The following is a 24,832-nucleotide window of genomic DNA, read 5'->3' as shown; positions in this document are numbered from 1 at the left end:
GAAGGCCCGGAGACAGCTCCGGGCCTTTCCCATATGCGCCTTGAGGGCGCGTATCTTGGGCCGGACCGGCTTAGGCCTCAGGGCTGCGTGACAGCAGGCGCATAATCCCAGACGGACAACCGCACCGGCGCACCATCCGCCTCCTGTGCCCAGCGGGCCACAGAGGGCAGCACGAAACGTTGTTGCGATACCAGTCGTGCCTGACAGGCCACACCATCGGCGGGAAGTGCGGCACGGCTTGGCACCGTATCCCCAAGATCACGTTCGACCGTCACCAGACGCAGCGGATGGTGCGGGCAGGTCTGCAGGGCATCATCGCGCACCCGTTGATCGCGCAGACCGACCATCCCCAGCAGCCAGCTATCTCCCGTGATCACTTCCGCCTGCGCGCGATCGGCCATCGCGCCGACCCGCGCGGCCAGCTCGGGGGCATCGGCATTCAGCCGCGACGGCATCAAGCCGCGCGTCACGCCCAGACCGGCCAGCACCACCAGCCCAAGCGCCAGCGCAGTCCAGCCCATTGCCCGCCCCGCCACCTCGGGCGCCCTGCGATAGGCCCAAAGCGCGACCGCTATCGTGAAGCAGATCGACAGGGGCAGAAGCCAGCGCGGGCTGAGACGGGTGATCCCGATCCCCAGCGCCGCCCCCAGAATAAGCAGCGCCGCCAGCCCCCACAGACCGAACAGCGCCCGAATGACCATATCCAGTCGGGCGTTCTGCAGCCCCTTTGGCCTGCGGCGCAGGAAAATGGCCATCGCAGCCCAGAACAACAGGCACAGGATCACCGCACCCAGCTCGCCCCCCAACACCGCCAGAACCGCAGACTCGTCGCCACGATAGAACTTGCCACCCGAGGCCGTCGCAGCGGCCGGATGGCTGACCATCCACCAAAGCGGCAGCCCCTCGATACAGGCGGCGATGCCTGCCGCCAGTGCCAGCCGCCCGATACGCAAAGGCCGGAACCCCGCCCGCGCGGGCCGCAAGGCCAACAGCACCAGAATGGCAGGTACGATCATCAGATAGATATTGGCCTTTGAAAGACAGGCCAGCCCGAAGACCACGCCCAGCACGCCGTAATCGCGCCAGCGCCCACGGTCGAGCACGGCGGCATAGGCCCAGATAAGCGCGGTGGTTGCAGCGATCACCGCAACCGAATGTGTCAGGCTGCGTTGCGCCTCCCACATCAGATCGGGCAGAAGCGCAAGTGACAGCCCCGCCACGGCGCCTGCCGCCCGATCACCGGTCAGCCGCCGGAGCCCCGCCACCGCCAGACAGGCCGCCAGTGCCAGCAAGGCGAATTTGGCTGCCGCAATCGAGGCGACCGACAGGCCGAACAGGTCGAAGACAAGGCTCTGATACCAGTTATAGACCGGAAACTGCGGCCCGTAGCCAAGCGCCAGATCCTGCGCGCGCAGCACCATCTCGGCCTCGTCCAGTTCCAGCCCCGGCCCGCAAAAGAGCCGCACCAGAAAACCAAGTGTAAAATACAGAACGAGCGCGAGATAAACTGCGCGCTCGTTTTGAAGAAATCGGGTCATGAAGGCTCACAGCATTGAGGGCAGAACCTGATCCGGCGGGCGGTGCCCGTCGGCAAAGGTCTTGATGTTGATCAACACCTTTTCCCCCATCTCGACGCGGCCTTCAATCGTCGAAGACCCCATATGCGGCAGAAGCACGACATTGGGCAGCTCACGCAGGCGTGGGTTGATCTCGGAGCGCCCTTCGAAGACATCAAGACCGGCACCGGCAATCTCGCCCGCGCGCAACATCCGCGTCAGGGCGTTTTCGTCGATCACCTCGCCGCGCGAGGTATTCACCACCACCGCCGAGGGCTTCAACAGCTTGAGACGGCGCGCATTCAGCAGATGGAAGGTCGAAGGCGTATGCGGACAGTTGACCGAGATCACATCGACGCGGCTGACCATCTGGTCGAGGCTTTCCCAATAGGTCGCCTCCAGCGCCCCCTCGATCTCGGGACGCAGACGGCGGCGGTTATGATAATGGATCTGCATGCCGAAGGCACGCGCCCGCCGCGCCACCGCCTGCCCGATCCGGCCCATGCCCAGAATGCCCAGACGCTTGCCGCCGATTCGACCGCCCAGATAGGCGGTGGGCGACCAGCCCTCCCAGCGGCCCGACTGCATCACCGCAAGACCTTCGGGGATCCGCCGCGTGACCGCCAGAATCAGCGCCATCGTCATATCCGCCGTATCGTCGGTCACCACACCGGGCGTATTGGACACCAGAATACCGCGCTGACGGGCGGTGGCGACATCGATATGATCCACCCCTGCCCCGAAATTCGCGATCAGTTTCAAGGTGTCGCCCGCCTGCGCCAGCATATTGGCGTCGATCTTGTCGGTCAGGGTCGGCACCAGAACATCGGCACGCTTCATCGCGGCCACAAGTTCGTCGCGCGTCATCGGCGCATCCGTATCGCGCAGCTCGACATCAAACAGTTCTTTCATCCGGGTCTCGACAACCTCGGGCAACCGTCGCGTGACAACAACACTCAGTCGTTGGATCGGCATGGTCTGCTCTCCCCCTCTTCCAACTCTCCGTCCTTACAGGCAAACTGCGCCTCAAGGGTCAAAGATACAAGACCCGCCGAGGCAGAAAATGGCAAAAACAGCTATATCATCGCAATTATGTTGCGCGATGATCTCATTAACCTATGGGTAGCAAGCACATGATTACGAAACGGGCAACCTTGCGCGCGATCTTCCTGACGATCCTTTCGGCCAGCTTCCTGACCTTCGTCTACGGGCATTATTCCCATGCGCAGGAATCACCGGAGGAAAGCGCGCTTTTGTCCGAGGAGGATAACGGCCCTACCCCCGAGATGGATCTGGCGCCTGAAGGGGCCGATGCGGGCAAGACCAAACTCGGTTCGGCCACCAACCTGCCCATTCCGCGCTATGTCTCGCTGAAGACCTCGACCGGCAATGTGCGCCGCGGCCCCTCCCTGTCGCACCGGATCGACTGGGTCTTCAAACATCGGGGCATGCCGCTGAAGATCACCGCCGAATACGGCAACTGGCGGCGGATCGAAGACCGTGACGGCGCGGGGGGCTGGGTCCATTATGCGCTGATCTCGGGGGTCCGCACCGTGGTCATCCAGGAGGATATGGCGCTTTTGCATGCGAAGCCCGATGACAATGCGGCCATCACCGCGCGCGCGGAATCCGGTGCCATCCTGCATCTGGGCAAATGCACCCATGACTGGTGCGAGATCCGTGCGGAAGGCGCGGAAGGCTGGGTGCGCAAAACCGAAATCTGGGGCGTCGATCCCGACGAAATTCGCGACTAGCGCCTTTACCGGTCTGTCAGGTTGGGCTAGGTCTGCCGCGCAGGGAGATAGCTGATCGGCCAAAAGAGGGCCTGCCCCATGTATGATTCTGAAAGCGTGAAACTTAACAGCTCTGCGGGGCTGGCCTCGGTGGCCGTGGCGATGGTGCTGGTGGGGCTGAAGGCATGGGCGCTATGGCAGACAGGGGCAGTGTCTATCGGGGCCTCTCTGGCCGATAGCGCGATGGACCTGCTGATCTCGGTTCTGGGCCTGATCACCATCCTCTACGCCGCCAAACCCGCCGATCATGACCATGCCTTCGGCCACGGCTCTGCCGAAGATCTCGTCTCGTTGGGGCAGGCGCTTTTTGTGGCAGCCTCTTCCGGCATCATCATCTGGACAGCCGTCGAACGCTTGCTGATGCCCGCGGCCAGCTACAAGCTGGAGGCCGAGGGCACCGGCATCGCCATCATGATCTTCTCGGTCCTTCTCACGCTTGTTCTGGTCTGGTGGCAGGGGCGTGTGGCCAAGAGCACCGGCAATAAGGTCGTTGCAGCAGACCGGCTGCATTATGTGGGCGATATGATCCCCGCCCTTGGGGCGGTCTTCGCGCTCTGGGCGTCAAAATCGCTTGGCTGGCACAAGGTCGATGCGGTGGTGGCGCTGCTGGCGGCGCTGGTGATGCTCAAAGGCGCGTGGACCATTGGCACCGGCGGCTGGAACGCCCTGATGGACGGGGCTGTTGCCCCCGAGATCGTCAAGAACATCCGCCATATCGCCAGCACCCATCCGGGCGTGCGCGCGTTCCACGACCTGAAAACCCGCACTGCGGGGGCCACGATGTTCGTGCAGCTACATGTCGAACTGGATGGGGAGCAGACGCTGGAGGACGCGCATGAGATTGCGGCCCGCCTCAAGCACAAGATCATCGACACCTATCCCAATGCGGATGTCATCATCCATAAGGATGTCTGGCGCTCTGGCAAATAGGGGCAGGCCCGCAAGCCCGCCCACCTATATGGCGCCCCTTGGGGTCAGACCTTATCCAGCAGACCACGGCCCTTCAGCAGAGCCTCGACCCCCGGCATCCGGCCACGGAACCCCTTGTAGAGCGTCTCGGCCTCTTGCGAGCCCCCTTTCGACAGGATCCAGTCCTCCAGCTTTTCGGCCATCGCCGGATCGAAGGGGCCGCCGGCTTCCTCGAAGGCCTCGAAGGCATCGGCATCCATGACCTCGGACCACATATAGCTGTAATAGCCCGCGCTATAGCCATCGCCCGAGAAGACATGCCCGAAATGCGGCGCCGCATGGCGCATTCGGATCGCATGGGGCATGCCGATGTCTGCCAGAACCTCCGCCTGACGGGCCAGCGCATCCTTGGGGGCCGCGCCCTCGTGGAAGTCCAGATCGACCAGCGCCGAGGCCAGATATTCCACCGTCGAGAAGCCCTGATCATAGGTCGCCGCAGCCTTCAGCTTGTCCTGCAGCTCCTGCGGGATGGCCTCGCCCGTCTGATAGTGGCGGGCGTGTTTTTGCAGCACCTCCGGCACATCCAGCCAGTGCTCGTAAAGCTGGCTCGGCAGTTCGACGAAGTCCCGCGCGACCGAAGTGCCCGAGATGAATTCATAGGTCACATCCGACAACATCTGATGCAGCGCATGGCCGAATTCATGGAACAGGGTCCGCGCGTCATCATGGCTAAGAAGCGTGGGATCGCCCTTGGCGAAGTTGCAGACATTCATCACGATCGGGCGCGTGTCCCCGCCCAGCTTCTTCTGCGAGCGCATCGCCGTGCACCAAGCGCCTGACCGTTTGGACCCGCGTGCATGGTAATCGCCCAGGAAGACCGCGATATGCTGGCCCTTACGGGTGACCTCCCAACCGCGCACATCCGCGTGGTAGAAAGGCCCCTCCATCGGGGTGAATTCCAGCCCGAACAAACGGTTGGCCACATCAAAGGCCGCGCCAATCATCGCATCCAGCGAGAAATAGGGCTTCAGCGCCTCTTCATCGAAGTCGAATTCCGCCACACGGCGTTTTTCGGAATAATAGCGCCAGTCCCAAGGTTCTAGCGGACCATTGGTGCCATCGCGATGCAGCATCTCGGTCAGCACCTCGGCATCGGCCTCGGCCGCTGCCTTCGCAGGCCCCCAGACACCCATCAGAAGGTCGCGCACCTTCTCGGGGCTGCCTGCCATCTCGGTCTCCAGCTTATAGGCCGCGAAGCTGTCATAGCCCAAAAGCTTGGCGCGTTCTTCGCGCAAGGCAAGGATCTCGTCCAGCAGCGCGGTATTGTCGGTCTCATTGCCATTGGCCCCCCGCGCGGTCCACGCCTCATAGGCAATCCGGCGCAGCTCCCGATTGTCGGAAAACTGCAGGAAAGGCACCACGAGCGAGCGCGACAGCGTCAGCACGGGGCCGTCTTCCTCGCGGTCCTTGCCCGCGGCCCGCGCCGCCGCCGCCAGCGAGGCCGGAAGCCCCGCCAGATCCTCTTCGGTCAAAGGATGCGACCAAGCGCGCTCATCCGCCAGAAGGTTCTGCGAGAACTGGGTGTAAAGCACCGCCAGACGCGATTTGATCGCGGTCATCCGCTCGGCCTCGGCCCCTGTCAGCGCGGCTCCGGCACGGATGAACATGCGGTGATAGAGCTCCAGCATCCGGTCCTGTTCGGCGCTCAGACCCAGCGTCTCCCGCGCGCGCCACAGCACGGCGATCCGCTGGTAGAGCGTTTCGTTCATGATGATTTCCGAAGAAAAGGCCGACATCTTGGGCGCCAGCTCGCGCATCAAGGCCTCACGCGCGGGCGTGCTATCAGCGCCCGAGACGGTGTAGAACAGCCCCGCGACACGGTTGAGCAGCTCTTCGGCCTCTTCCAGCGCCTCGATCACATTGGCAAAGGTCGGCGGCTCGGGGTTGGCGGCGATGGCTGCGATATTGGCGCGGGCAACGGTCAGGCCGGTCTCGATGGCGGGGCCGAACTGGTCATCCTCCATCTGCGCAAAAGGTGGCAGGGAAAACGGGCCGGTCCAATCGGACAGAAGCGGATTTGTCATGCAGATCTCCTTTCCAAGGAAGCTAGGCGCTTGGTTCGGCTATGGAAAGGGGCTGCTTCAAATGCCGTGAGGTTTTCCCCCGCAGATCGCGCAATCGGGAGCGCGGGTCAGTTTGATGCGGCGGTTTTCGCCCCAAAGGATATCGACCATCTGCAAGGAACCACGCAGGCTTTGGCCCGCCCCCGTGATCTCCTTGATCGCCTCGGCGGCCATTTGCGCGCCCACGACGCCGGGCAAAGCGCCAATGACGCCCGCCTCGGCACAGCTGGGCGCAAGCCCTTCGGCGGGCGGTTCGGGGAAGACACAGGCAAAACACGGCGCACCACGGGCCGGATCATAAAGCGAGAGCTGCCCCTCCCACTGTGTAATCGCGCCTGACAAAAGCGGCACGCGGGCCGTGACACAGGCCTGATTGACCAGATAGCGGGTCGGGAAATTATCGCAGCCATCAATCACCAGCTGACAGTTTTCGAACATATCAGCCGCCATTTCCGCCGTCAGACGGGCATTGATTGGCACAATTTCAACATCGGGGTTCTGCGCCGAAAGCCAGCGGGCCGCCACTGCCACTTTGGGCTGGCCGATATCGGCTTCGGTATAGATCACCTGCCGCTGCAGGTTCGATCGCGAGACAAGGTCATCATCGACCACCGTAATCCGGCCCACCCCAGCGGCCGCCAGATACATCAGCACAGGCACGCCAAGCCCGCCTGCGCCCACCACAATCACATGCGCCTCCTTCAACCGCCGCTGACCCGTGCCGCCCACCTCCCGCAGAAGGATATGGCGCATGTAGCGTTCCAGCTCGCGGTCGGAGAAGGCCGCCATTCAGCCGATACCCGTCGAGCCAAAGCCCCCCGCGCCGCGCGCGGTATCGGACAGGGTCTCGACCTCGGTCACGTCAAAGCGATGCACTTGCGCGATCACCGCCTGCGCGATCCGGTCGCCATGCGAGATACGGAACGGCACCTTGCCCAGCAGCATCAGCCCGATCTGCACCACGCCGCGATAATCCTCATCCACCGTGCCGGGGCTATTGGGGATGATGAACCCATGCTTCAGCGCCAGACCCGAACGCGGACGGATCTGCATCTCGGTCCCTGCGGGCAGCTCCACATGGAAACCGGTCGAGATAAATTCGAACTGCATCGGCTCGAAGGTGATCGGCCCGTCGGGCAGAAAGGCGCGCAGGTCCATACCGGCCGCACCGGCGGTCGCATAGCTGGGCAGGGGCAGGTCCAGATTGCCCTCGGCGCGTTTGAAGCGGATTTCCATCGTCATTCCTTCGTCGTCAAAGCGGAAGCGATGCGCTGCGCCAGACGGCGGGCGACCTCTTCCTTGGCAAGGCGCGGCCAGGTCTCGGGACCCTGCGCATCCATAATCGTCACGGCGTTTTCGGAGCCGCCCATGATACCGGTTGCGGGGCTGACATCATTGGCCACGATCCAGTCGCAGCCCTTGCGCGCCCGCTTGGCGGTTGCATGCTCCATAACCTTTTCCGTCTCGGCTGCAAAGCCCACCACCAAGGCGGGCCGCCCCTCGGGCATCTGCGAGACCTGCGCCAGAATATCGGGGTTCTCACCGAATTCGAGCGCGGGCGCGCGGCCCGTGCCGTCCTTCTTCATCTTCTGCTGACCGGCATTGAGCACATGCCAATCGGCCACCGCCGCCGCGAATACCGCCGCATCGGCAGGCAGCGCCTCTTGCACGGCTGTCTGCATCTGCCGCGCGGTCTCCACCCGTACCACCTTCACACCCGCGGGCGGCGGCACCGAGGCAGGCCCCGTGACAAAGGTGATCTGCGCGCCCAAATCACGCAAAGCACAGGCCAGCGCCGTCCCTTGCGCGCCCGAGGAGCGATTGGCGATATAGCGCACCGGATCAATCGGCTCATGCGTCGGCCCCGAGGTCACCACGATATGGCGGCCCGAAAGCGGCCCGTCCGTCAGCGCGGCACGGATCGCGGCGATAATCTCGGCGGGGTCGCTCATGCGCCCCTCTCCGAATTCTCCACAGGCCATCGGCCCCTCGACCGGCCCGACAAAGCGCACCCCATCGGCCTGAAGCTGACGGATGTTGCGCTGCGTCGCGGGATGGTCCCACATGCGTACATTCATCGCGGGCGCAATCAGCACGGGCTTATCGGTCGCCAGAAGCAGCGTCGAGGCCAGATCATTGGCCAGCCCCTGCGCCATCTTCGCCATCAGATCGGCGGTCGCGGGCACCACGACCAAGAGATCGGCATTGCGCGACATCTGGATATGGCCGATCTCGGCCTCGCGCGAGACATCGAACAGATCTTGATGCGCGGGCTCTCCGGCCACCACCGACAGCGTCAGCGGCGTCACGAATTCGGCGCCCGCCTTAGTGACGATCGGCGTCACCGCACAGCCCTCGGCGCGCAGGGCACGGATCATCTCGGGCACTTTGAAGGCCGCGATGCCGCCACCGATGATCAAAGCAATGCGTTTGCCGTTCAGCATGATCTTTCTCCGCAGAAAACGGCCTTCAGATCTAAGCCACCTGCCCCAGCCGTGCAAGCACCCGCAGATGCCACGCCATTCACGAACTCCCCCGCCAAAGAAAAGCCCGACGCAAGCGCCGGGCCAAGTTCAACAGGGAGAACGTAAAAGGGAGTCACTGATTACGACGGAGAAATCCGGACGGTCAGGCAAAATAGGTCTGCACCTCGGTCCCGTGCATCTCGAGACTTTTGCGCATTTTGCCAAAGGCCTGCGCTTCAAGCTGGCGAATGCGCTCTTTCGACAGACCCAGCTCCTGGCCAAGGCTTTCAAGCGTGCGGGGATCCTCGATCAGACGGCGCTCGCGGATGATGTAACGCTCGCGCTCGGTCAAACGGCCCATCGCCTCGCCCAGCCACGCCCGCAGCGTGATACCGTCCTGATTGGCGGAAACGCTGCCCTCGGTATCGGCGTTTTCATCTTCCAGCGTGTCGACCCATTCACGCCCCTCATCCTCGGAGGATTGCGTGGCGTTCAACGAGAAGTCACTGCCCGAAAGACGACCTTCCATCATCTCGACATCGGCCAGCGGCACGCCGATTTCCTCGGCCACGCGCTTGCGCAGGCTAGCTGCATCGATTTTGCCGCCCTCGGCCTCGACCTCGCGTTCGATCTGCGCCTGCACGCGGCGCATATTGAAGAACAAGGCTTTTTGCGAGGAGGTCGAGCCGGTGCGCACCATCGACCAGTTGCGCATCACGAATTCCTGGATCGAGGCCTTGATCCACCACACGGCATAGGTCGAGAACCGCACACCACGTTCGGGGTCGAATTTCTCGGCGGCTTTCATCAGACCAAGGCTGGCCTCCTGGATCAGATCGTTCATCGGGGCCCCGTAGCGGCGGAACTTGGCTGCCATCGAGATCGCCAGACGCATATAGGCATTGATCAGACGATGAAGGGCCACCTCGTCACGGCTCTCGCGCCATGCTTTCGCCAATTCCAGCTCGGTCTCCGCATCCAGAAACTCGGCCTTCATCGCGCGGCGCGGCAGGGTTTCATCGGTCATACCATCGAGTGCCATCATCTATCTCCCGATCCTGAGCGAGACTGGCGCCCGCATTCAAATCCGTTTCATGATCTGACAATGCACCGGCAGCGAAACGGTTCCGTGAAACTGGAAAAGATTTTTAACCTTTTCGGGAAAATCACGCCGTTCTTTCCAAAACGACGGCAATTTTTCTTTTAACGTCAGACCTCTAGACACATTCCTGCGGGTCAAGCCTTGCCGGCAGGAAAAATCCTCTGCATCGGCGTCTTCCGGCGCGTAACGCAACCATTGCGCGAAAGTCGATTGTCTTTACACTCGGCATATCGCCATCCGCCAAGGGGCATCTTATGGTTGCAACGATTTACACCACAGCCTTCGAAGGCGTGGAGGCTCTGCCAGTCGAGATCCAATGCGCCCTTTCGCCAGGATTGCCGGGCTTCTCCATTGTCGGCCTGCCGGACAAGGCCGTCAGCGAAGCGCGCGAACGCATTCGGGCCGCGCTGGGGGCTTTGGCCATCGCGCTGCCGCTGGAACGGATCACTGTCAATCTGGCACCGGCGGATCTCCCCAAAACCGGAGCGCATTACGACCTGCCCATTGCGCTGGCGTTACTGGCGGCAATGGGGATTATCCCCAAGGAGGAGGCGGCGCAGGTGGTGGCGATTGGCGAGCTGTCTCTGGACGGGCGGCTGGTCGCGGTGCCCGGCGCATTGCCCAGTGCCATGACTGCGGCCGCCCATGACCGCGTGCTTCTATGCCCCGCCGCCTGCGCCTCGGAGGCAGCTTGGGCGGGAAAGGATCTGGTCTTTGCCGCCGCGCATCTGGATGCGATGGTGCGTCATCTGTCGGGGGCTGCGCCGCTGGTGCCAGCCGTCCCTGCCAATGCGCAAACCGACGCCCCGCGCTATGATCTGACAGACGTGAAGGGGCAGGAACGCGCCCGCCGCGCGTTGGAAATCGCCGCCGCCGGTCGCCATCACCTGCTGATGGTCGGGCCACCGGGCGCGGGCAAATCCATGCTGGCGCGCTGCCTGCCCGGCATCATGCCCCCGCTGACACCGGCAGAGGCGCTCGAGACCTCGGTCATCCAGTCGGTGGCGGGGCAGTTGCCCGAGGGCGGGCTGTCGCGCGCGGCCCCCTATCGTGCGCCACATCATACGGCCTCGAAAGCGGCCCTTACGGGGGGCGGGCGCGGGGCCGCACCGGGAGAGATGAGCCTTGCGCATAACGGGGTGCTGTTTCTGGACGAACTGCCCGAATTCCAGCGCGATGTGCTGGAGACCCTGCGCCAGCCGATGGAAACCGGCGAGGTCAGCGTTGCGCGTGCCAATGCGCATCTCACCTATCCCAGCCGTTTTCTGGCGGTGGCGGCGGCCAACCCGTGCCGCTGCGGCCATCTGGGCGACCCCGCCCGCGCCTGTGCCCGTGCGCCCGATTGTGGTGCCGATTATCTGGGGAAGCTGTCGGGGCCGCTGCTGGACAGGTTCGACCTGCGCATCGAGGTGCCCCCTGTGGCCTATACAGAGCTTGCCGCCCGCCCCGCCGGCGAACCAAGCGCCCGCGTTCTGGCACGCGTGACGCAGGCCCGTCAGGCACAGGCTGCGCGCTATGCCGCCTGTCCCGAGATCCGCGCCAATGCCGATGTCAGCGGCGTCTTGCTGGACACGGTGGCCCGCCCCGATGCCGAAGGGGCCGCCCTGCTGGAAAAGGCCGCGCAGCGCCTGCGGCTTTCGGCGCGGGGCTATCACCGCATCCTGCGCGTGGCCCGCACGATCGCCGATCTGGAGGGCACAGAGCCTATCCGCAAGGCGCATCTGTCCGAGGCCATCAGTTACCGGCTGTTGTTCGGGGGGCCGCAGACCATGCGCGGCGAATGAAGCGCGACAGGTCCTCGATCGCCTCTTCCGCCTCGGGCAGGTAGCGGGCGAACATCTGCCAGACATGCGGCGTATCGGGCCAGCTCTGCACTGTCACCTCCACCCCGAAACCGCGCAGACGGTCCGCCATGCGCAGACTGTCATCGCACAGGATTTCGGTCAGGGAGTGCTGGATCAGCACCGGCCCTGCCCCCTCGAAGCGCGAATAAAGCGGCGAGACCTGCGGATCTTCCGGATCCATCCCCGCCAGCAGACAGTCAACCAGCGTGCCAAACTGCTCTGGCGGCAGGATCGGGTCGGCCTCGGCATTGTCGCGCATGGACGCGCCCTGCCCCGTCAGATCGGTCCAGGGCGACATCACACAGGTCGCGCCGGGCGGCGTGCCACGCGCACAAAGCGCCGCCAGCAGCACAAGCGCCAGCCCCCCGCCCGCACTATCTCCCACAATCGCGATACGGTCGGGGCGAAAGCCTTTGGCCAACAACCCGTCCCATGCCGCCAGCGCATCTTCCGGTGCCGCAGGCAGGGGATGGTCGGGGGCCAGACGGTATTCGGGCAATACCACCTCGCAGCCCAGATGCCGCGAGATCTCTCCGGCCAGCCCGCGGTAATGCCACGCCGACCCCGCCAGATAGGCCCCGCCATGCAGATACAGTACGACATGATCGTAATCGGTGATCGCCCCCGCCCGCACCGACAACGCCGCCACCTGCCCCAGATCGCGGCGCAGCACCAGAAGCGCGGGCGGGATCGGCAGACGATGGGTGCCCGCCTCGAGGGCGGCGCGGGCCTCTTGCGGCCCTGTAATCTTGCGAAACCGGCGTTTGACCAAATGGCGCAGAACTAGATTGAAAAGCTGCACACGCGCGCTCATTCGCCGGCTTCCCCGTTATGGAAGGTGATGGCGCGTCAGCCCGCGCGCCGTGCTTCGATGGCCTGCCAGATCTTGGCGGCGATATTGACCCCGTCAAACCGCTCAAGCTCCTGAATGCCAGTGGGCGAGGTCACGTTGATTTCGGTCAGCCAGTCCCCGATCACATCGATCCCCACAAAAATCTGGCCCTTCTCGCGCAGATGCGGGCCGATACGCGCGCAGATCTCGCGATCCCGCTCGGTCAGCTCGACCTTTTCCGGACGCCCGCCGACATGCATGTTGGACCGCGTCTCGCCCTCGGCAGGCACACGGTTGATCGCCCCCACGGGCTCGCCATCGACCAGAATGATCCGCTTGTCACCTTTGGACACGGCGGGCAGGAATTTCTGCGCGATCAGCGGCTCGCGATTGATCCCCGAGAACAGCTCGTGCAGCGAGGCCAGATTGCGGTCATTCGGGTCCAGACGGAACACCCCCGCGCCGCCATTCCCGTAAAGCGGCTTGAGAATGATATCGCCATGTTTGTGCTTGAATTCGCGCAGGGTCTCCAGATCGCGGGCGATCATGGTGGGGGGCGTCAGATCGGGGAAATTCAGCACCAGCAGTTTTTCCGGCGAATTGCGCACCCAGAAGGGGTCGTTGACCACAAGGGTTTTCGGATGGATGCGATCCAGCAGGTGGGTGGTGGTGATATAGCCCATATCGAACGGCGGGTCCTGCCGCAGCCAGACCACATCGAATGTGGACAGATCGACATCCTGTTTCTCGCCCAACGTGAAATGGTTGCCCTTTTCGCGCTTCACGGTCAGCGGCCAGCCCCGCGCATAAATCGCGCCTTCCCGGTAGCTTAGCTGGTCGGGCGTATAATAGAACAGCGCGTGCCCACGGGCTTGGGCTTCCTCGGCAATGCGGAAGGTGCTGTCTGCATCGATATTGATCGGACCAATCGGATCCATCTGAATTGCAACTTTCAAGGCCATGGGCGCCCCCTTTCGTTGGTGACTTAGTGCACCGAAACCAAAAGCACATGCAATCGTGCTGTTCTCCGCATGGTCTGTTCAGTTTTCCACAGAATCTTCCTGCAAGCCCCGTTGTAACAGCGGTGCCCGCCTGTGCCCGGGGATTGATGGCCGCAAACTACAGCCAGCCATCGAAACGGAAAGCGTCGGTCACCAGCCGGATTTCGCCCGTGCCATCCACCAGCGCCAGATCAAAGCGCAGCCGCTTCTGCTGGCACTCGGGGTGGCGGGCCACATAATCCAATGCCGCGCGCCCGATACGGCGGGTCTGCGCCGCCCCGAGGCGTGGCGCGGCAGCCGCAAAACTGCGCGCCCGCTTCACCTCGACAAAGACAAGACAGGCCCCGTCCGACGCGCCACCGCAGCCCCCGCCCTCCGGCAGCGGACCTTCCAGAACCAGATCGATCTCGCCATAGGCGCCCCGCCAGCGTGTCTCACGGCAGACAAAGCCCTGCGCCGCATAGTGCCGCGCCACCTGGGCCTCGGCCACCGCACCGGCAAGATGCGCCCGAAGCCCGCGCGCCTTGCGACGTGCCGCCTCGGGGTCCTCGCTCATAGATCCTCAAGCCCCAGCGCGATCTGATAGACCTCGCGGCGCTTCAGCCCCAGAAGCTGCGCGACCTCGGCAGAGGCATCCTTGACGCTCATATGCGGCAGAAGCTTGCGCAGCGCGGTCTCGATATCTTCAGGGGCGGCCTCGCGCTTGCCCGCCCGATCCACCAGAATAACGATCTCGCCCTTGATCTCGCGGTCCTCAAGCTGCGCCTGCAATTCGGCCACGCTGCCGCGCAGAGCCTCCTCGAACCGCTTGGTCAGTTCACGGCAGATCACCACCTGACGATCCGCACCATAGGCCGCCGCCAGATCGGCCAGAGTATCCTTCACCCGCTTCGGGCTTTCGTAAAAGATCATCGTCGCGGCAACGTTATCCATTGTGCGGAACCAGTCCTGCTTGGCCTTGGACGCCCGCGGCGGAAAGCCCGCAAACAGGAACCGGTCCGATGGCAGCCCCGAAACGGTCAGCGCCGCCAGTGCCGCCGACGGACCGGGGGCGGTATGGACCGGCACGCCCGCATCAATCGCCGCACGCCCCAACTGATAGCCCGGATCGGCCACAAGCGGCGTGCCGGCTTCCGAGGCATAGACCACCGAGCGGCCTTCGCCCAGATGGTGCATCACCTTGGGACGCGCCTGATCGCCATTCTGGTCGTGATAGGAGATCAGAGGCCGGTGATCCAGCGCAACCCCATGAATTTCCATAAGATGTCGCAAAGAGCGGGTGTCTTCGGCCACCAGCACATCGGCTGTGGCCAGCATATCGAGGGCCCGCAAAGTGATATCGCGCGCCGCCCCGATGGGGGTTGCAATGAAATGCAGCCCCGGTGCCAGCGCCCCCTGTCCGGCCTTCGCGCCCACCGTCACCGTTTTTCCGGCCTGCCAATTACCGCTCATTGCGCCCCTTCCGTCACGTTTACTTCCCCTATGGAAACGCATAGGGTCTGCCCTAATTCAATCCCTGCCGAATGATCAGAGGACCACGTATGTTCGCGATTTTACGAAAGCGCCGCAACCCATTGATCCGTCTCGCAGCCGTGATGTCTGCGTTCTGGGTCGCCGCCTGTGACCCGAACGCGATGACTGGCAGCGGATCGGGCCAACGAATCGACACCTCCAAACCGGTTCCTGTCGCCCTACTGCTTCCGGGCGGCTCGGGCAATTCCGGTGACGAGGCTCTGGCGCGCTCGCTCAAGCAGGCTGCCGATCTCGCGATCTCCGATCTCGATGGGGTGAAGATCGATCTGCGCGTCTACAATACCAGTGCCAATGCCGCTCAGGCCGCACAGGTCGCCAGCAAAGCCGTGGATGATGGCGCGAAAATCATCCTTGGTCCGGTCTTCGCACAATCGGCCAATGCCGTGGGCAATGCCGTGGCCGCGCGCGATGTGAACGTGCTGGCCTTCTCGAACAACACCTCGATCGCAGGCGGCAACGTCTTCGTGCTGGGCCCGACCTTCCAGAACACGGCCAACCGTCTGGTGCGCTATGCCGCCCGCAATGGCAAACGCAACATTCTGGTCGTGCATGAACAGAACACCGCCGGTCAGGCAGGGGCGCAGGCCATTGAAAGCGCCATCAGCAGCTCTGGCGCGAAACTGGCTGGCAATATGGCCTATCCCTTCTCGCAGCAGGGGGTGATCAACGCGGCAGGCCAGATCGCGGACCGTGCGAAAGCCGATGATGTCGATGCTGTCTTCATGACCGCCGATACCGCAGGCGCGCTGCCGCTTCTGTCGCAGCTTCTGCCCGAACGCGGCGTGAATACGCAGCAGAAGAAATTTATCGGCCTGACCCGCTGGGATGTGCCGCAAGCCACGCTGCAACTGCCGGGCCTGCAAGGCGGCTGGTTCGCCACGCCCGACCCGAACCTGAACGCCCAGTTCCGCGCGCGCTATCAGGCGGCCTTCGGCGAGGCTCCCTCGCCCATTGCAGGGCTGGCCTATGACGGGATCGCGGCGATCGGCGCGCTCGTGAAATCGGGCAACCCGAATGCGCTGTCGAAATCGGGTCTGACCCAGCGCTCGGGCTTTGTGGGTGTGAACGGCATCTTCCGTCTGCGCTCGGATGGCACCAACGAGCGTGGCCTTGCCGTGGCACAGGTCAATAACGGTCAGGTGCAGGTGATCGATCCGGCCCCGCGCAGCTTCTCGGGTGCAGGCTTCTGATCACTCTTTCCCGCGTGCCAGCCAACTGGTAACACAGGATAACGCAAAGAGGGGCGGCCACGCATCTGCGGGCCGCCCCTTGCCTGTTAAAGCCGTGGCAAAGACGGCGGATAAGGGAGTTGATGATGGACCAAAGCGCTGCTGCCGAACAAAGGCTGATCACCCCGCTGCCTGCCGAGGCCCCGCTGCTTTTGAAAAGCGACGAGCTGATCCCCGCTCTTGACCATGTGCTGGACGGCGTCACCGACCCCAAAGAGATCAGCACCGCAACGGTGCGGTTCCTCAACACCGCCCGCGATGCGGCGCGGCTGTGGATCGAGGCCGATCTGGCAGGTCATCCGCGCATCGCCCGCGCCACGGTCGAGAATTACGCGCGCATGACCGATGGGATGGTGCGGGCCGTGGTGCATGTGGCCTCGGATTATCTCAACCCGCAAACCTCCAAGACCCCGGAGACCATTACCGTGCTGGGCGTGGGCGGCTATGGCCGCGCCGAGATGGCCCCCCATTCCGATGTCGACCTGCTGTTTCTGGGCGACAAGAAGCTCAGCCCGTGGACCGAGGCCGTGATCCAGAGCATGCTCTATATGCTCTGGGACCTGAAGCTGAAGGTGGGCCATGCCTCGCGCACCATCGAGGACTGCCTGCATCTGGGGCGCGAGGATTTCACCATCCGCACCGCGCTTCTGGAACAGCGTTTCCTCTGTGGCGATGCGGCGCTGGCCGACAAGCTGGCGACCCAGCTTCGCAAGAACCTCTTTGCCAATTCCGCCCCCGAATTTGTCGAGGCAAAGCTCGACGAGCGCGCCAAGCGCCACCAGCGGCAGGGCGGGCAGCGCTATGTTCTGGAGCCCAATGTGAAAGAGGGCAAAGGCGGATTGCGCGATCTCCAGACGCTCTACTGGATCGCGAAATACGTGCATTCGGTCAATCGTGCCGCAGAGCTGGTCAAGCTCGGGGCCTTCACCGAAGAGGAATACCGCAATTTCCGCACCGCCGAGGATTATCTCTGGGCCGTGCGCTGCCACCTGCATCTGATCGCGAACCGCGCCGCCGACCAGCTGACCTTCGATATGCAGGTCGAGGTGGCGAGCCGGATGGGGTATAAAGACAGCGCCGGACGCCGTGCCGTCGAGATTTTCATGCAGGACTATTTCCGTCATGCCACCATCGTGGGCGATGTAACGCGGATCTTCCTGACCAAGCTTGAAGCGCAGCATGTCAAACACGCCCCCAAACTGACCCGCATCTTCCGCCGCCGACGCCACCTGAAGCCTCCCTTCATCGACGACAACCGCCGGATCAATGTGGTCGATGAAAGCACCTTCCTGTCGGACCCCCTCAACCTGCTGCGGGTCTTCGAAGAGGCGCTGCGCACCGGCCTGCTGATCCATCCCGACGTGATGCGGCTCGTGCAATCCAACCTGCATCTGTTCGATGACAAGCTGCGCCGGAACCGGGAGGCACGGCGGATCTTCCTTGATCTGCTGCTCAAGCATGGCAATCCGGAACGGGCCCTGCGCCGGATGAACGAGCTGAACGTGCTGGGGGCCTTCATCCCCGAATTCGAGCCCATCGTGGCGATGATGCAGTTCAACATGTATCACAGCTATACGGTCGACGAGCATACCATTCAGGTGATCTCGGCGCTCGCACAGATCGAGCGCGGCGAGCTGATCGAGGAATTGCCGCTTTCGTCGGAAATCCTGAAAGAGGGCATCAACCGCAAGGTCATGTATGTGGCGCTTCTCTTGCACGATATCGGCAAGGGCCGCCCCGAGGACCATTCCATTCTGGGGGCCAAGATCTCGCGCAGCGTCACCCCGCGTCTGGGCCTGAAGGAAAGCGAATGCGAAACGGTGGAATGGCTGGTGCGCAACCATCTGGTCATGTCCGACATGGCCCAGAAACGCGACATTTCCGACCCGCGCACCATCAAGGAGTTCGCCAAGGTGGTGAAGACCCGCCAGCGGCTGGACCTGTTGACAGTGCTGACGGTCTGCGACATCCGTGGCGTGGGGCCGAATGTGTGGAACAACTGGAAGGCCACCTTGATCCGGCGCCTGCATGCCGAGACAGCGGAGGCGCTGGAGCATGGGCTGGAGGCGATCAACCGCGACCAGCGCGAACAGGATGCCCGCAAATCCCTGCGCGACCGGCTGGAGGCCGAAGGCTGGGAACCCAAGGTGCGCCGCGCCGAGGTGGCCCGCCATACCCCCGCCTACTGGCAGGGGCTGTCCACCCAGACGCAATATGCCTTCGCACATCTTCTCAAGGATCTGCCCGATGACGAGATCCGCATCGATGTGCAGGTCGATGCCGATCACGATGCCACCCGTGCGGCCTTCGCGCTGGTGGATCATCCGGGCATTTTTGCGCGGCTGTCGGGCGCGATCGCGCTGGTGGGGGCCAATGTGGTGGATGCCCGCACCTATACCACCAAAGACGGCTATGCGACGGCGGTGTTCTGGCTGCAGGATGCCGATGGCCACCCCTTCGAGGCCTCGCGCCTGCCGCGCCTGCGCAATATGATCGACAAGACGCTCAAGGGCGAGGTCGTGGCCCGCGATGCGCTGAAAGACCGCGACAAGGTCAAGAAACGCGAGCGCGAGTTCCGCTTCCCCACCCATATCATGTTCGACAATGACGGCTCGGAACTTTACACCATCGTCGAGGTAGATACCCGCGACCGCCCCGGCCTGCTTTATGACCTGACGCGGGCCCTGGCCTCGAGCAATATCTACATCGCCTCGGCGCAGATCGCGACCTATGGGGCGCAGGTGGTCGATACCTTCTATGTGAAGGATATGTTCGGTCATAAGCTCCATGCAGAGAGCAAGCGGCAGAAACTGGAACAACGGCTGCGCGATTACATCGAAAGCGGTGCAAAGCGGGCGAATAACTGATGAAGGCCATGCGATGAAGGCAGGACGGCTGGTCAGGGGCTTCCTGACGGTGGGGCTATGGACGCTGGGCAGCCGCGTTCTGGGCTTTGTGCGCGATATGATGATGGCGGCCTATCTGGGCACCGGACCGGTGGCCGAGGCCTTCATGGTGGCGTTTTCGCTCCCCAATATGTTCCGCCGCTTCTTCGCGGAAGGGGCGTTCAACATGGCGTTCGTGCCGATGTTCGCAAAGCGCGTCGAGGCGGGCGAAGACCCGCATGGCTTGGCCCGCGATGCCTTCAAGGGGCTGTTCGGCGTGCTGTTTCTGTTTACCATTCTCGGCACGATGGCGATGCCGTGGCTGGTCTGGGCGATGGCGGCGGGCTTTGTGGGCGATGCGCGCTTCGATATGGCGGTCGATTTCGGGCGGATCACTTTCGTCTATATCCTCTTCGTGTCGCTGGTGGCGCTTTTATCGGGCATTCTCAACACGTTCGGGAAATTCACCGAAGCCTCTATCGTGCCGATCCTGATGAATGTCATGTTCATCCTTGCCATGCTGGCGGCCAATCAGGCGGGCTGGGATATGGGCACGACGCTGGCATGGACGGTGCCCGCCACGGGGGTCGTGCAATTCGCCTTCGCCTGGGTTGCCGCCCATAAGCTCGGCTACACGCTTTTGCCCGGTCGCCCGCGCATGACACCGGAACTCAAGCGCCTGCTGATCATTGCAGGCCCTGCGGTGCTGGCGGGCGGCGTGGTGCAGATCAACCTGCTGGTGGGGCGTCAGGTGGCCTCTTTCACCGAAGGGGCTGTGGCATGGCTGAGCTATGCCGACCGGCTCTACCAGTTGCCTCTGGGCGTCGTGGGCATCGCCATCGGCACCGTGCTCTTGCCCACCCTCTCGCGCCATCTGCGCGCGGGCGAGGAAGCCGAGGGCCGCGAGAGCTTTTCACGCGGGGCGGAATTCGCGCTGTTTCTCACGCTGCCTTCGGCAGTGGCGCTGGTGGTGATCGCGCCGCAACTGATTTCGGTGCTTTATGACCGTGGTGCATGGCGCGCCGAAGACACCGTCGCCACGGCGCTGGTTCTGGCGATCTATGGCGTAGGTCTACCGGCTTTCGTGCTGCAAAAAGTGCTGCAACCGGTCTTCTATGCCCGTGAGGACACCCGCCGTCCCTTCTATTATGCGCTGGTCTCGATGATGGTGAATGCCGGTGCCGCCATCGGGTTGATGCCCCTGATCGGCTTTTCGGCGGCGGCTTTGGGCACCACGATTTCCGGCTGGGTCATGCTGGCCCAACTCTGGTGGGGCGCGCGTAATATGGGCCTCTCGGCCCGCCCTGATGCGCGCTTCTGGAAGCGCCTGTGGCGGATCGCGATCGCCTGCGCGGTGATGGGCGTGCAGCTTCGCTATACCGCCGACTGGCTCGCGCCGACGCTGGCAGATCGCGGCGCCCGCTGGGGCGCGCTCGGGCTTCTCTGCGGTTCGGGGATCGTGGTCTATTTCCTGACCGCCTTCGCGCTCGGGGTCTTCGGGCTGGCGGAGTTCAAGGCCAATCTGCGCCGTCGCCGGAAATAAACAGAAACGGCGCCCCGCAGGGCGCCGTTTACTTCAGCGACGGTTGCGCAGCTTCGCGAGCACCCGCCCCCAGCCACCGGGCGAGACAAGGAAGCTGACCAGAAAGCCCACGATGAACCCCGCCAGATCGGCGATCCACTGGTCGGTGCCGCCGAAGATCACGCTGAACAGCAGCTGGATGCCCATCAGGAACCCGATCAGCTGGAAGGCCTGCATCCGGTTGCCACGGGTATGGCCGAGATAGGTCCATTGGATAAAGCTGAACGCCCCGATCAGCCCATAGGCCGCCGGATAGCCGCCATAAAGCGCGCTCTGGGTGAAGGGCAGCGCGGTATAGATCAGCGCCGCCAGAATGGACGAGGCAAAGAACACCACCGCCACGGCCCAGCCACGGAACACCTCGCCCACCATCTTGCCAAGCGCCAGAATGAACACCAGCACGAAGGCGGCATGGGTAAAGCTGCCATGCACAAAGGGATAGGTCACCACCCGCGCCATCTGCTTCCACGGATGCACGCCCGCCTCCATCATCGCCCGCATCAGGTTCGGGTCGTAGGCAAAGCGTTGCAAGGCTTCGGGCCGCCAGACGATACCGTTCTGGAACAGCCCCGCCTGCCCCAGCCCGAACATCAGCTCGCCGATGATGATGGGGGCCGCCAGCAACCAGACGATAGGCGGTAATTTGTTAAGCGGGCCTTCAGTGTAACCGGAGCGCATAGAGGATCCTTCGTATTGGGTGGCGCCGATATGGGGCGCAAAGGCCGCCCGTTCAACCAAGAAAGGGCCGGGAACCGATATAGAGCCGGGCCAGACATTGATCCCCGCCGCATTTGGGGATAAGCGAGCAAGGACGATATTACCAGCCTGCATGCAGGGGAGCCGCAGATGAGCGATACGACCGTAACCCCGCCCGTTACTCCAAATGCAAATTTCAAGCCGCGGATCTTCTCCGGCATCCAGCCGTCCGGCAATCTGACGCTGGGCAACTATCTTGGGGCCCTCAAGCGCTTTGCCCAGAAGCAGGATGAGGGGATCGAGACGATCTACTGTCTGGTGGATATGCATGCGATCACCGTCTGGCAGGACCCCGAGGCGCTCCGCCGCCAGACCCGCGAGGCGGCTGCCGCCTTCATCGCCTCTGGCGTGGACCCGTCGAAATCCATCCTCTTCAACCAGTCCCAAGTGGGGGCCCATGCCGAGCTGGCATGGCTTTTCAACTGCACCGCGCGTCTGGGCTGGATGAACCGGATGACCCAGTTCAAGGATAAGGCGGGCAAGAATGCCGAGAAGGCCTCGCTGGGTCTTTACGCCTATCCCGCGCTGATGGCGGCCGATATCCTGCTCTATCACGCGACCATGGTGCCGGTGGGCGAGGACCAGAAGCAGCACGTCGAGCTGACCCGCGATATCGCCAATAAGTTCAACCATGACTTCGGTGTGGATTTCTTCCCCGAACCCGAACCGCTGATCGAGGGCGCGGCCACCCGCGTCATGAGCCTGCGTGACGGGTCGAAGAAGATGTCGAAATCCGACCCCTCCGATGCAAGCCGCATCAATCTGACCGATGACGCCGACACGATCGCCAAGAAGTTCCGCAAGGCCCGCACCGATGCCGAGCCGCTGCCGGAAACCGTCGATGGCCTCAGCGAACGCCCCGAGGCCCGCAATCTGGTGAATATCTACGCAGCGCTTGCGGATATGACGTCCGCACAGGTCGTGGCCGAATTCGCTGGCAAGGGCTTTGGCGATTTCAAACCGGCTCTGGCCGATCTGGCGGTCGACAAGCTAGCACCGATCTCCACCGAGATGAAACGCCTGATGGATGACGTGACCGAGATCGACCGCATCCTTGGCAAAGGCGCAGAACAGGCCGATGCCATCGCCCGCCCGATCGTCGAGAAGACCTATAACATCATGGGCATGGTGCGCTCGCGCTGATCGCCTACCCGTCGGGGGCCGCACCGGCCCCTGACAGCGGATGAAAGGGGGCTCGATGCCCCCGAAATCCGCACCCCCTTGGCACAGACCCCCATCCTGCCTACCTTCACGCCATCAGGCCAAAGGACACCCCCCAGAGGACCCCCCATGAAACAGCCGCTCAACCTCTATCTCGCAGCCCCCCGTGGCTTCTGCGCAGGCGTGGACCGCGCCATCAAGATCGTGGAAATGGCCTTGGAAAAATGGGGCGCGCCGGTATATGTCCGCCATGAGATCGTTCATAATAAATTCGTCGTCGACAGCCTGCGCGACAAGGGCGCGGTCTTTGTCGAGGAGCTCGATGAATGCCCCGATGACCGCCCCGTGATCTTCTCGGCCCATGGCGTGCCCAAAGCCGTCCCCGCCGAGGCCGCCCGCCGCGAGATGGTCTATGTCGATGCCACCTGCCCGCTGGTCTCCAAGGTCCATATCGAGGCCGAGCGTCACCACGCCGCAGGCCTCCAGATGATCATGATCGGCCACGCCGGCCACCCCGAGGTTCTGGGCACCATGGGCCAGCTCCCCGAGGGCGAGGTCCTTCTGGTCGAGACCGAAGCCGACGTCCCCCATCTGACCCCCCGCGACCCCGAGGCACTGGCCTTCATCACCCAGACCACGCTCTCGGTGGATGACACCGCAGGCATCGTGGCGGCCCTGCAAAAACGCTTCCCAAAGATCGTCGGCCCCGCCAAGGAAGACATCTGCTACGCCACCACCAACCGTCAGGCCGCCGTCAAAGCCATCGCGCCGAAAATCGACGCGCTTCTGGTGATCGGCGCGCCCAATTCCTCGAACTCGCGCCGTCTGGTCGAGGTCGGCTCCTCCGAGGGTTGCAGCTATAGCCAGCTGGTCCAACGTGCCACCGATATCGACTGGCGCGCGCTCGAGGGCATTTCCTCCATCGGCATCACCGCAGGGGCCTCGGCCCCCGAGGTGCTGATCAACGAGGTCATCGACGCCTTCCGCGACCGCTATGATGTCACCGTCGAACAGGTAGAAACCGCGCAGGAACGGGTGGAATTCAAGGTCCCCCGCGTGTTGCGCGAAACCGCCTGATGCGGGCCTCGCGCAGCCACTCCGGTCGCCCCTCGATCCCGCGCAGGGCACTGGCAGTCACGGCGCTTGCCTGCCTGCCGCTGGTCTGGGCCGTGATCGCCACACGCGACGGGCAGCTCACCCTGCCCATCACCATCACCCCGCGTGACCTCGCCGCCTTCTGGGCGCTGATCCTGCTGGCGCTCTGGGCCTTTCGCGCAGCCCAAAAGATGCAGGCCAGCACATCGCTCCTGCTGGCCCATACCCTGCCCTTCTTCGCCACAATCGCGGCGATCCGCGCGGGGCTGCCGGTCATGCAAAGCCTCTTTGCCACCCATCTTGTCACACTCATCATCGACCTGATCCTGAAAAACCGCCGCCCCGAATGGTGGGCCCGCCTGCGTCTGGGCGAAAGCCTCCTGATCCTCGCCTGTCTCTACGCGCTGATCCCCTGAGCCTCTGGACCACAATCGCCCTTGCCGCTATCACAGGCCGCAAAGGAGACCCCCATGCCCGACCTATTCGCCTATACCGACGGAGCCTGCTCCGGCAATCCCGGCCCCGGTGGCTGGGGGGTCCTGCTTCTGGCCAAAGATGGCGAGACCATCGTCAAGGAACGCACACTCGAAGGCGGCGAAGCGGACACCACCAATAACCGCATGGAACTTCTGGCGGCCATCTCGGCGCTGGAAACCCTTGCACGGCCATCAAAAATCACCATCGTCACCGATAGCGCCTATGTCAAAAACGGCGTCACCGGCTGGATCTTTGGGTGGAAACGCAACGGCTGGAAAACCGCCGCCAAAAAGCCCGTGAAAAACGTCGACCTCTGGCAACGGCTGGATGAGGCCCAGGCCCGCCATGATGTCACATGGGAATGGATCAAGGGCCACGCAGGCCACCCCGAAAACGAACGCGCCGATGAATTGGCCCGCTCCGGCATGGCCCCGTTCAAACCGTCGAAATAACGCGCAAACAGCGGCCACAGGCGCCGCGCAGGCCCTC

Annotated in this window: 22 protein-coding genes; 10 read left to right on the top strand and 12 right to left on the bottom strand. The window is 63.4% G+C overall.

Annotated elements, in window-relative coordinates; genetic code table 11:
- Nucleotides 1–77 precede the first annotated feature (77 nt).
- The gene (locus AC2ISB_RS01645) at nucleotides 78–1,538 is read right to left on the bottom strand and encodes a glycosyltransferase family 39 protein (protein WP_486575747.1); all 1,461 of its coding nucleotides are present in this window, start codon (nucleotides 1,536–1,538) and stop codon (nucleotides 78–80) included.
- Nucleotides 1,539–1,544: 6 nt separating this feature from the next.
- Nucleotides 1,545–2,531 (bottom strand): 2-hydroxyacid dehydrogenase, encoded by a 987-nt coding sequence (locus AC2ISB_RS01640; RefSeq protein ID WP_406720312.1) that lies wholly within the window; start codon nucleotides 2,529–2,531, stop codon nucleotides 1,545–1,547.
- Nucleotides 2,532–2,842: 311 nt separating this feature from the next.
- Between AC2ISB_RS01640 and AC2ISB_RS01635 the strand changes: the two genes are divergently transcribed.
- On the top strand, nucleotides 2,843–3,310 hold the full coding sequence (locus AC2ISB_RS01635) for an SH3 domain-containing protein (RefSeq protein WP_339109475.1): 468 nt from the start codon (nucleotides 2,843–2,845) through the stop codon (nucleotides 3,308–3,310).
- Between the two features lie 78 nt (nucleotides 3,311–3,388).
- A complete protein-coding gene (locus AC2ISB_RS01630; protein ID WP_339109109.1) occupies nucleotides 3,389–4,279 on the top strand; it encodes a cation diffusion facilitator family transporter in 891 nt (296 codons plus the stop codon).
- Nucleotides 4,280–4,323: 44 nt separating this feature from the next.
- Here the strand turns inward: AC2ISB_RS01630 and AC2ISB_RS01625 are convergent, their stop codons facing one another.
- The 5 genes from AC2ISB_RS01625 to AC2ISB_RS01605 all read right to left on the bottom strand — a co-directional run bounded on the left by AC2ISB_RS01625 (nucleotide 4,324) and on the right by AC2ISB_RS01605 (nucleotide 9,888).
- Nucleotides 4,324–6,342, bottom strand: coding sequence for a M3 family metallopeptidase (locus tag AC2ISB_RS01625; protein WP_486575744.1), 2,019 nt, complete (start codon nucleotides 6,340–6,342; stop codon nucleotides 4,324–4,326).
- Nucleotides 6,343–6,399: 57 nt separating this feature from the next.
- Nucleotides 6,400–7,170, bottom strand: coding sequence for a HesA/MoeB/ThiF family protein (locus AC2ISB_RS01620; RefSeq protein ID WP_486575742.1), 771 nt, complete (start codon nucleotides 7,168–7,170; stop codon nucleotides 6,400–6,402).
- Nucleotides 7,171–7,623: a dUTP diphosphatase gene (dut, locus tag AC2ISB_RS01615; protein WP_486575740.1), complete on the bottom strand. Its 453-nt coding sequence runs from the start codon at nucleotides 7,621–7,623 to the stop codon at nucleotides 7,171–7,173.
- Nucleotides 7,620–8,825: a bifunctional phosphopantothenoylcysteine decarboxylase/phosphopantothenate--cysteine ligase CoaBC gene (coaBC, locus tag AC2ISB_RS01610; protein ID WP_486575738.1), complete on the bottom strand. Its 1,206-nt coding sequence runs from the start codon at nucleotides 8,823–8,825 to the stop codon at nucleotides 7,620–7,622. Before coaBC ends, dut begins: the two co-directional genes overlap by 4 nt.
- A 184-nt stretch (nucleotides 8,826–9,009) precedes the next feature.
- A complete protein-coding gene (locus tag AC2ISB_RS01605; RefSeq protein ID WP_339109474.1) occupies nucleotides 9,010–9,888 on the bottom strand; it encodes an RNA polymerase factor sigma-32 in 879 nt (292 codons plus the stop codon).
- A gap of 314 nt (nucleotides 9,889–10,202) precedes the next feature.
- On the opposite strand from AC2ISB_RS01605, the gene AC2ISB_RS01600 reads away from it, so the two are divergent.
- A complete protein-coding gene (locus AC2ISB_RS01600) occupies nucleotides 10,203–11,732 on the top strand; it encodes a YifB family Mg chelatase-like AAA ATPase (RefSeq protein WP_486575736.1) in 1,530 nt (509 codons plus the stop codon).
- Here AC2ISB_RS01600 and AC2ISB_RS01595 read toward each other — a convergent pair.
- The 4 genes from AC2ISB_RS01595 to rsmI form a co-directional block, all read right to left on the bottom strand.
- A complete protein-coding gene (locus AC2ISB_RS01595) occupies nucleotides 11,683–12,606 on the bottom strand; it encodes an alpha/beta hydrolase (RefSeq protein WP_486575734.1) in 924 nt (307 codons plus the stop codon). The genes AC2ISB_RS01600 and AC2ISB_RS01595 overlap by 50 nt on opposite strands.
- A gap of 35 nt (nucleotides 12,607–12,641) precedes the next feature.
- A complete protein-coding gene (gene gshB, locus AC2ISB_RS01590) occupies nucleotides 12,642–13,586 on the bottom strand; it encodes a glutathione synthase (protein WP_339109102.1) in 945 nt (314 codons plus the stop codon).
- A gap of 157 nt (nucleotides 13,587–13,743) precedes the next feature.
- Nucleotides 13,744–14,181: a YraN family protein gene (locus tag AC2ISB_RS01585; protein ID WP_339109101.1), complete on the bottom strand. Its 438-nt coding sequence runs from the start codon at nucleotides 14,179–14,181 to the stop codon at nucleotides 13,744–13,746.
- Complete coding sequence (gene rsmI, locus AC2ISB_RS01580; protein ID WP_339109100.1) at nucleotides 14,178–15,077, bottom strand: 16S rRNA (cytidine(1402)-2'-O)-methyltransferase; 900 nt, start codon at nucleotides 15,075–15,077, stop codon at nucleotides 14,178–14,180. The genes AC2ISB_RS01585 and rsmI overlap by 4 nt, the downstream gene beginning before the upstream one ends.
- An 89-nt stretch (nucleotides 15,078–15,166) precedes the next feature.
- Between rsmI and AC2ISB_RS01575 the strand changes: the two genes are divergently transcribed.
- From AC2ISB_RS01575 to murJ, 3 genes are all read left to right on the top strand, one after another.
- On the top strand, nucleotides 15,167–16,348 hold the full coding sequence (locus tag AC2ISB_RS01575) for a penicillin-binding protein activator (protein WP_339109099.1): 1,182 nt from the start codon (nucleotides 15,167–15,169) through the stop codon (nucleotides 16,346–16,348).
- 125 nt (nucleotides 16,349–16,473) lie between these two features.
- On the top strand, nucleotides 16,474–19,254 hold the full coding sequence (locus AC2ISB_RS01570) for a [protein-PII] uridylyltransferase (RefSeq protein ID WP_486576730.1): 2,781 nt from the start codon (nucleotides 16,474–16,476) through the stop codon (nucleotides 19,252–19,254).
- Between the two features lie 13 nt (nucleotides 19,255–19,267).
- On the top strand, nucleotides 19,268–20,815 hold the full coding sequence (murJ, locus tag AC2ISB_RS01565) for a murein biosynthesis integral membrane protein MurJ (RefSeq protein WP_339109097.1): 1,548 nt from the start codon (nucleotides 19,268–19,270) through the stop codon (nucleotides 20,813–20,815).
- Nucleotides 20,816–20,848: 33 nt separating this feature from the next.
- Here the strand turns inward: murJ and AC2ISB_RS01560 are convergent, their stop codons facing one another.
- Nucleotides 20,849–21,532 carry a rhomboid family intramembrane serine protease gene (locus AC2ISB_RS01560; protein WP_339109096.1) on the bottom strand — a complete coding sequence of 228 codons (684 nt, stop codon included), beginning with the start codon at nucleotides 21,530–21,532 and terminating at the stop codon, nucleotides 20,849–20,851.
- Nucleotides 21,533–21,700: 168 nt separating this feature from the next.
- On the opposite strand from AC2ISB_RS01560, the gene trpS reads away from it, so the two are divergent.
- The 4 genes from trpS to rnhA all read left to right on the top strand — a co-directional run bounded on the left by trpS (nucleotide 21,701) and on the right by rnhA (nucleotide 24,795).
- Nucleotides 21,701–22,753 (top strand): tryptophan--tRNA ligase, encoded by a 1,053-nt coding sequence (trpS, locus tag AC2ISB_RS01555; RefSeq protein ID WP_486575731.1) that lies wholly within the window; start codon nucleotides 21,701–21,703, stop codon nucleotides 22,751–22,753.
- Nucleotides 22,754–22,900: 147 nt separating this feature from the next.
- Nucleotides 22,901–23,848 (top strand): 4-hydroxy-3-methylbut-2-enyl diphosphate reductase, encoded by a 948-nt coding sequence (gene ispH / locus AC2ISB_RS01550; protein WP_339109094.1) that lies wholly within the window; start codon nucleotides 22,901–22,903, stop codon nucleotides 23,846–23,848.
- Nucleotides 23,848–24,282, top strand: coding sequence for a hypothetical protein (locus AC2ISB_RS01545; RefSeq protein ID WP_486575729.1), 435 nt, complete (start codon nucleotides 23,848–23,850; stop codon nucleotides 24,280–24,282). The genes ispH and AC2ISB_RS01545 overlap by 1 nt, the downstream gene beginning before the upstream one ends.
- A gap of 54 nt (nucleotides 24,283–24,336) precedes the next feature.
- The gene (rnhA, locus tag AC2ISB_RS01540) at nucleotides 24,337–24,795 is read left to right on the top strand and encodes a ribonuclease HI (protein WP_339109092.1); all 459 of its coding nucleotides are present in this window, start codon (nucleotides 24,337–24,339) and stop codon (nucleotides 24,793–24,795) included.
- Nucleotides 24,796–24,832: the final 37 nt, after the last annotated feature.

This window comes from Thioclava sp. NS-SX20 (genome assembly GCF_057380695.1).
The sequence above is the reverse complement of the archived record's forward strand: the minus strand, read 5'-3'. Positions and strand labels throughout refer to the sequence as shown.

Coding starts and splice junctions, on each gene's coding strand:
- rnhA (WP_339109092.1), top strand. CDS start 24,337: ATGCCCGACCTATTCGCCTATACCGACGGAGCCTGCTCCGGCAATCCC.
- AC2ISB_RS01635 (WP_339109475.1), top strand. CDS start 2,843: ATGGATCTGGCGCCTGAAGGGGCCGATGCGGGCAAGACCAAACTCGGT.
- ispH (WP_339109094.1), top strand. CDS start 22,901: ATGAAACAGCCGCTCAACCTCTATCTCGCAGCCCCCCGTGGCTTCTGC.
- AC2ISB_RS01575 (WP_339109099.1), top strand. CDS start 15,167: ATGTTCGCGATTTTACGAAAGCGCCGCAACCCATTGATCCGTCTCGCA.
- AC2ISB_RS01600 (WP_486575736.1), top strand. CDS start 10,203: ATGGTTGCAACGATTTACACCACAGCCTTCGAAGGCGTGGAGGCTCTG.
- AC2ISB_RS01645 (WP_486575747.1), bottom strand. CDS start 1,538: ATGACCCGATTTCTTCAAAACGAGCGCGCAGTTTATCTCGCGCTCGTT.
- AC2ISB_RS01595 (WP_486575734.1), bottom strand. CDS start 12,606: ATGAGCGCGCGTGTGCAGCTTTTCAATCTAGTTCTGCGCCATTTGGTC.
- murJ (WP_339109097.1), top strand. CDS start 19,268: ATGAAGGCAGGACGGCTGGTCAGGGGCTTCCTGACGGTGGGGCTATGG.
- AC2ISB_RS01630 (WP_339109109.1), top strand. CDS start 3,389: ATGTATGATTCTGAAAGCGTGAAACTTAACAGCTCTGCGGGGCTGGCC.
- AC2ISB_RS01570 (WP_486576730.1), top strand. CDS start 16,474: ATGGACCAAAGCGCTGCTGCCGAACAAAGGCTGATCACCCCGCTGCCT.
- AC2ISB_RS01605 (WP_339109474.1), bottom strand. CDS start 9,888: ATGGCACTCGATGGTATGACCGATGAAACCCTGCCGCGCCGCGCGATG.
- rsmI (WP_339109100.1), bottom strand. CDS start 15,077: ATGAGCGGTAATTGGCAGGCCGGAAAAACGGTGACGGTGGGCGCGAAG.
- AC2ISB_RS01640 (WP_406720312.1), bottom strand. CDS start 2,531: ATGCCGATCCAACGACTGAGTGTTGTTGTCACGCGACGGTTGCCCGAG.
- AC2ISB_RS01620 (WP_486575742.1), bottom strand. CDS start 7,170: ATGGCGGCCTTCTCCGACCGCGAGCTGGAACGCTACATGCGCCATATC.
- AC2ISB_RS01585 (WP_339109101.1), bottom strand. CDS start 14,181: ATGAGCGAGGACCCCGAGGCGGCACGTCGCAAGGCGCGCGGGCTTCGG.
- dut (WP_486575740.1), bottom strand. CDS start 7,623: ATGACGATGGAAATCCGCTTCAAACGCGCCGAGGGCAATCTGGACCTG.
- AC2ISB_RS01560 (WP_339109096.1), bottom strand. CDS start 21,532: ATGCGCTCCGGTTACACTGAAGGCCCGCTTAACAAATTACCGCCTATC.
- AC2ISB_RS01625 (WP_486575744.1), bottom strand. CDS start 6,342: ATGACAAATCCGCTTCTGTCCGATTGGACCGGCCCGTTTTCCCTGCCA.
- AC2ISB_RS01545 (WP_486575729.1), top strand. CDS start 23,848: ATGCGGGCCTCGCGCAGCCACTCCGGTCGCCCCTCGATCCCGCGCAGG.
- trpS (WP_486575731.1), top strand. CDS start 21,701: ATGAGCGATACGACCGTAACCCCGCCCGTTACTCCAAATGCAAATTTC.
- coaBC (WP_486575738.1), bottom strand. CDS start 8,825: ATGCTGAACGGCAAACGCATTGCTTTGATCATCGGTGGCGGCATCGCG.
- gshB (WP_339109102.1), bottom strand. CDS start 13,586: ATGGCCTTGAAAGTTGCAATTCAGATGGATCCGATTGGTCCGATCAAT.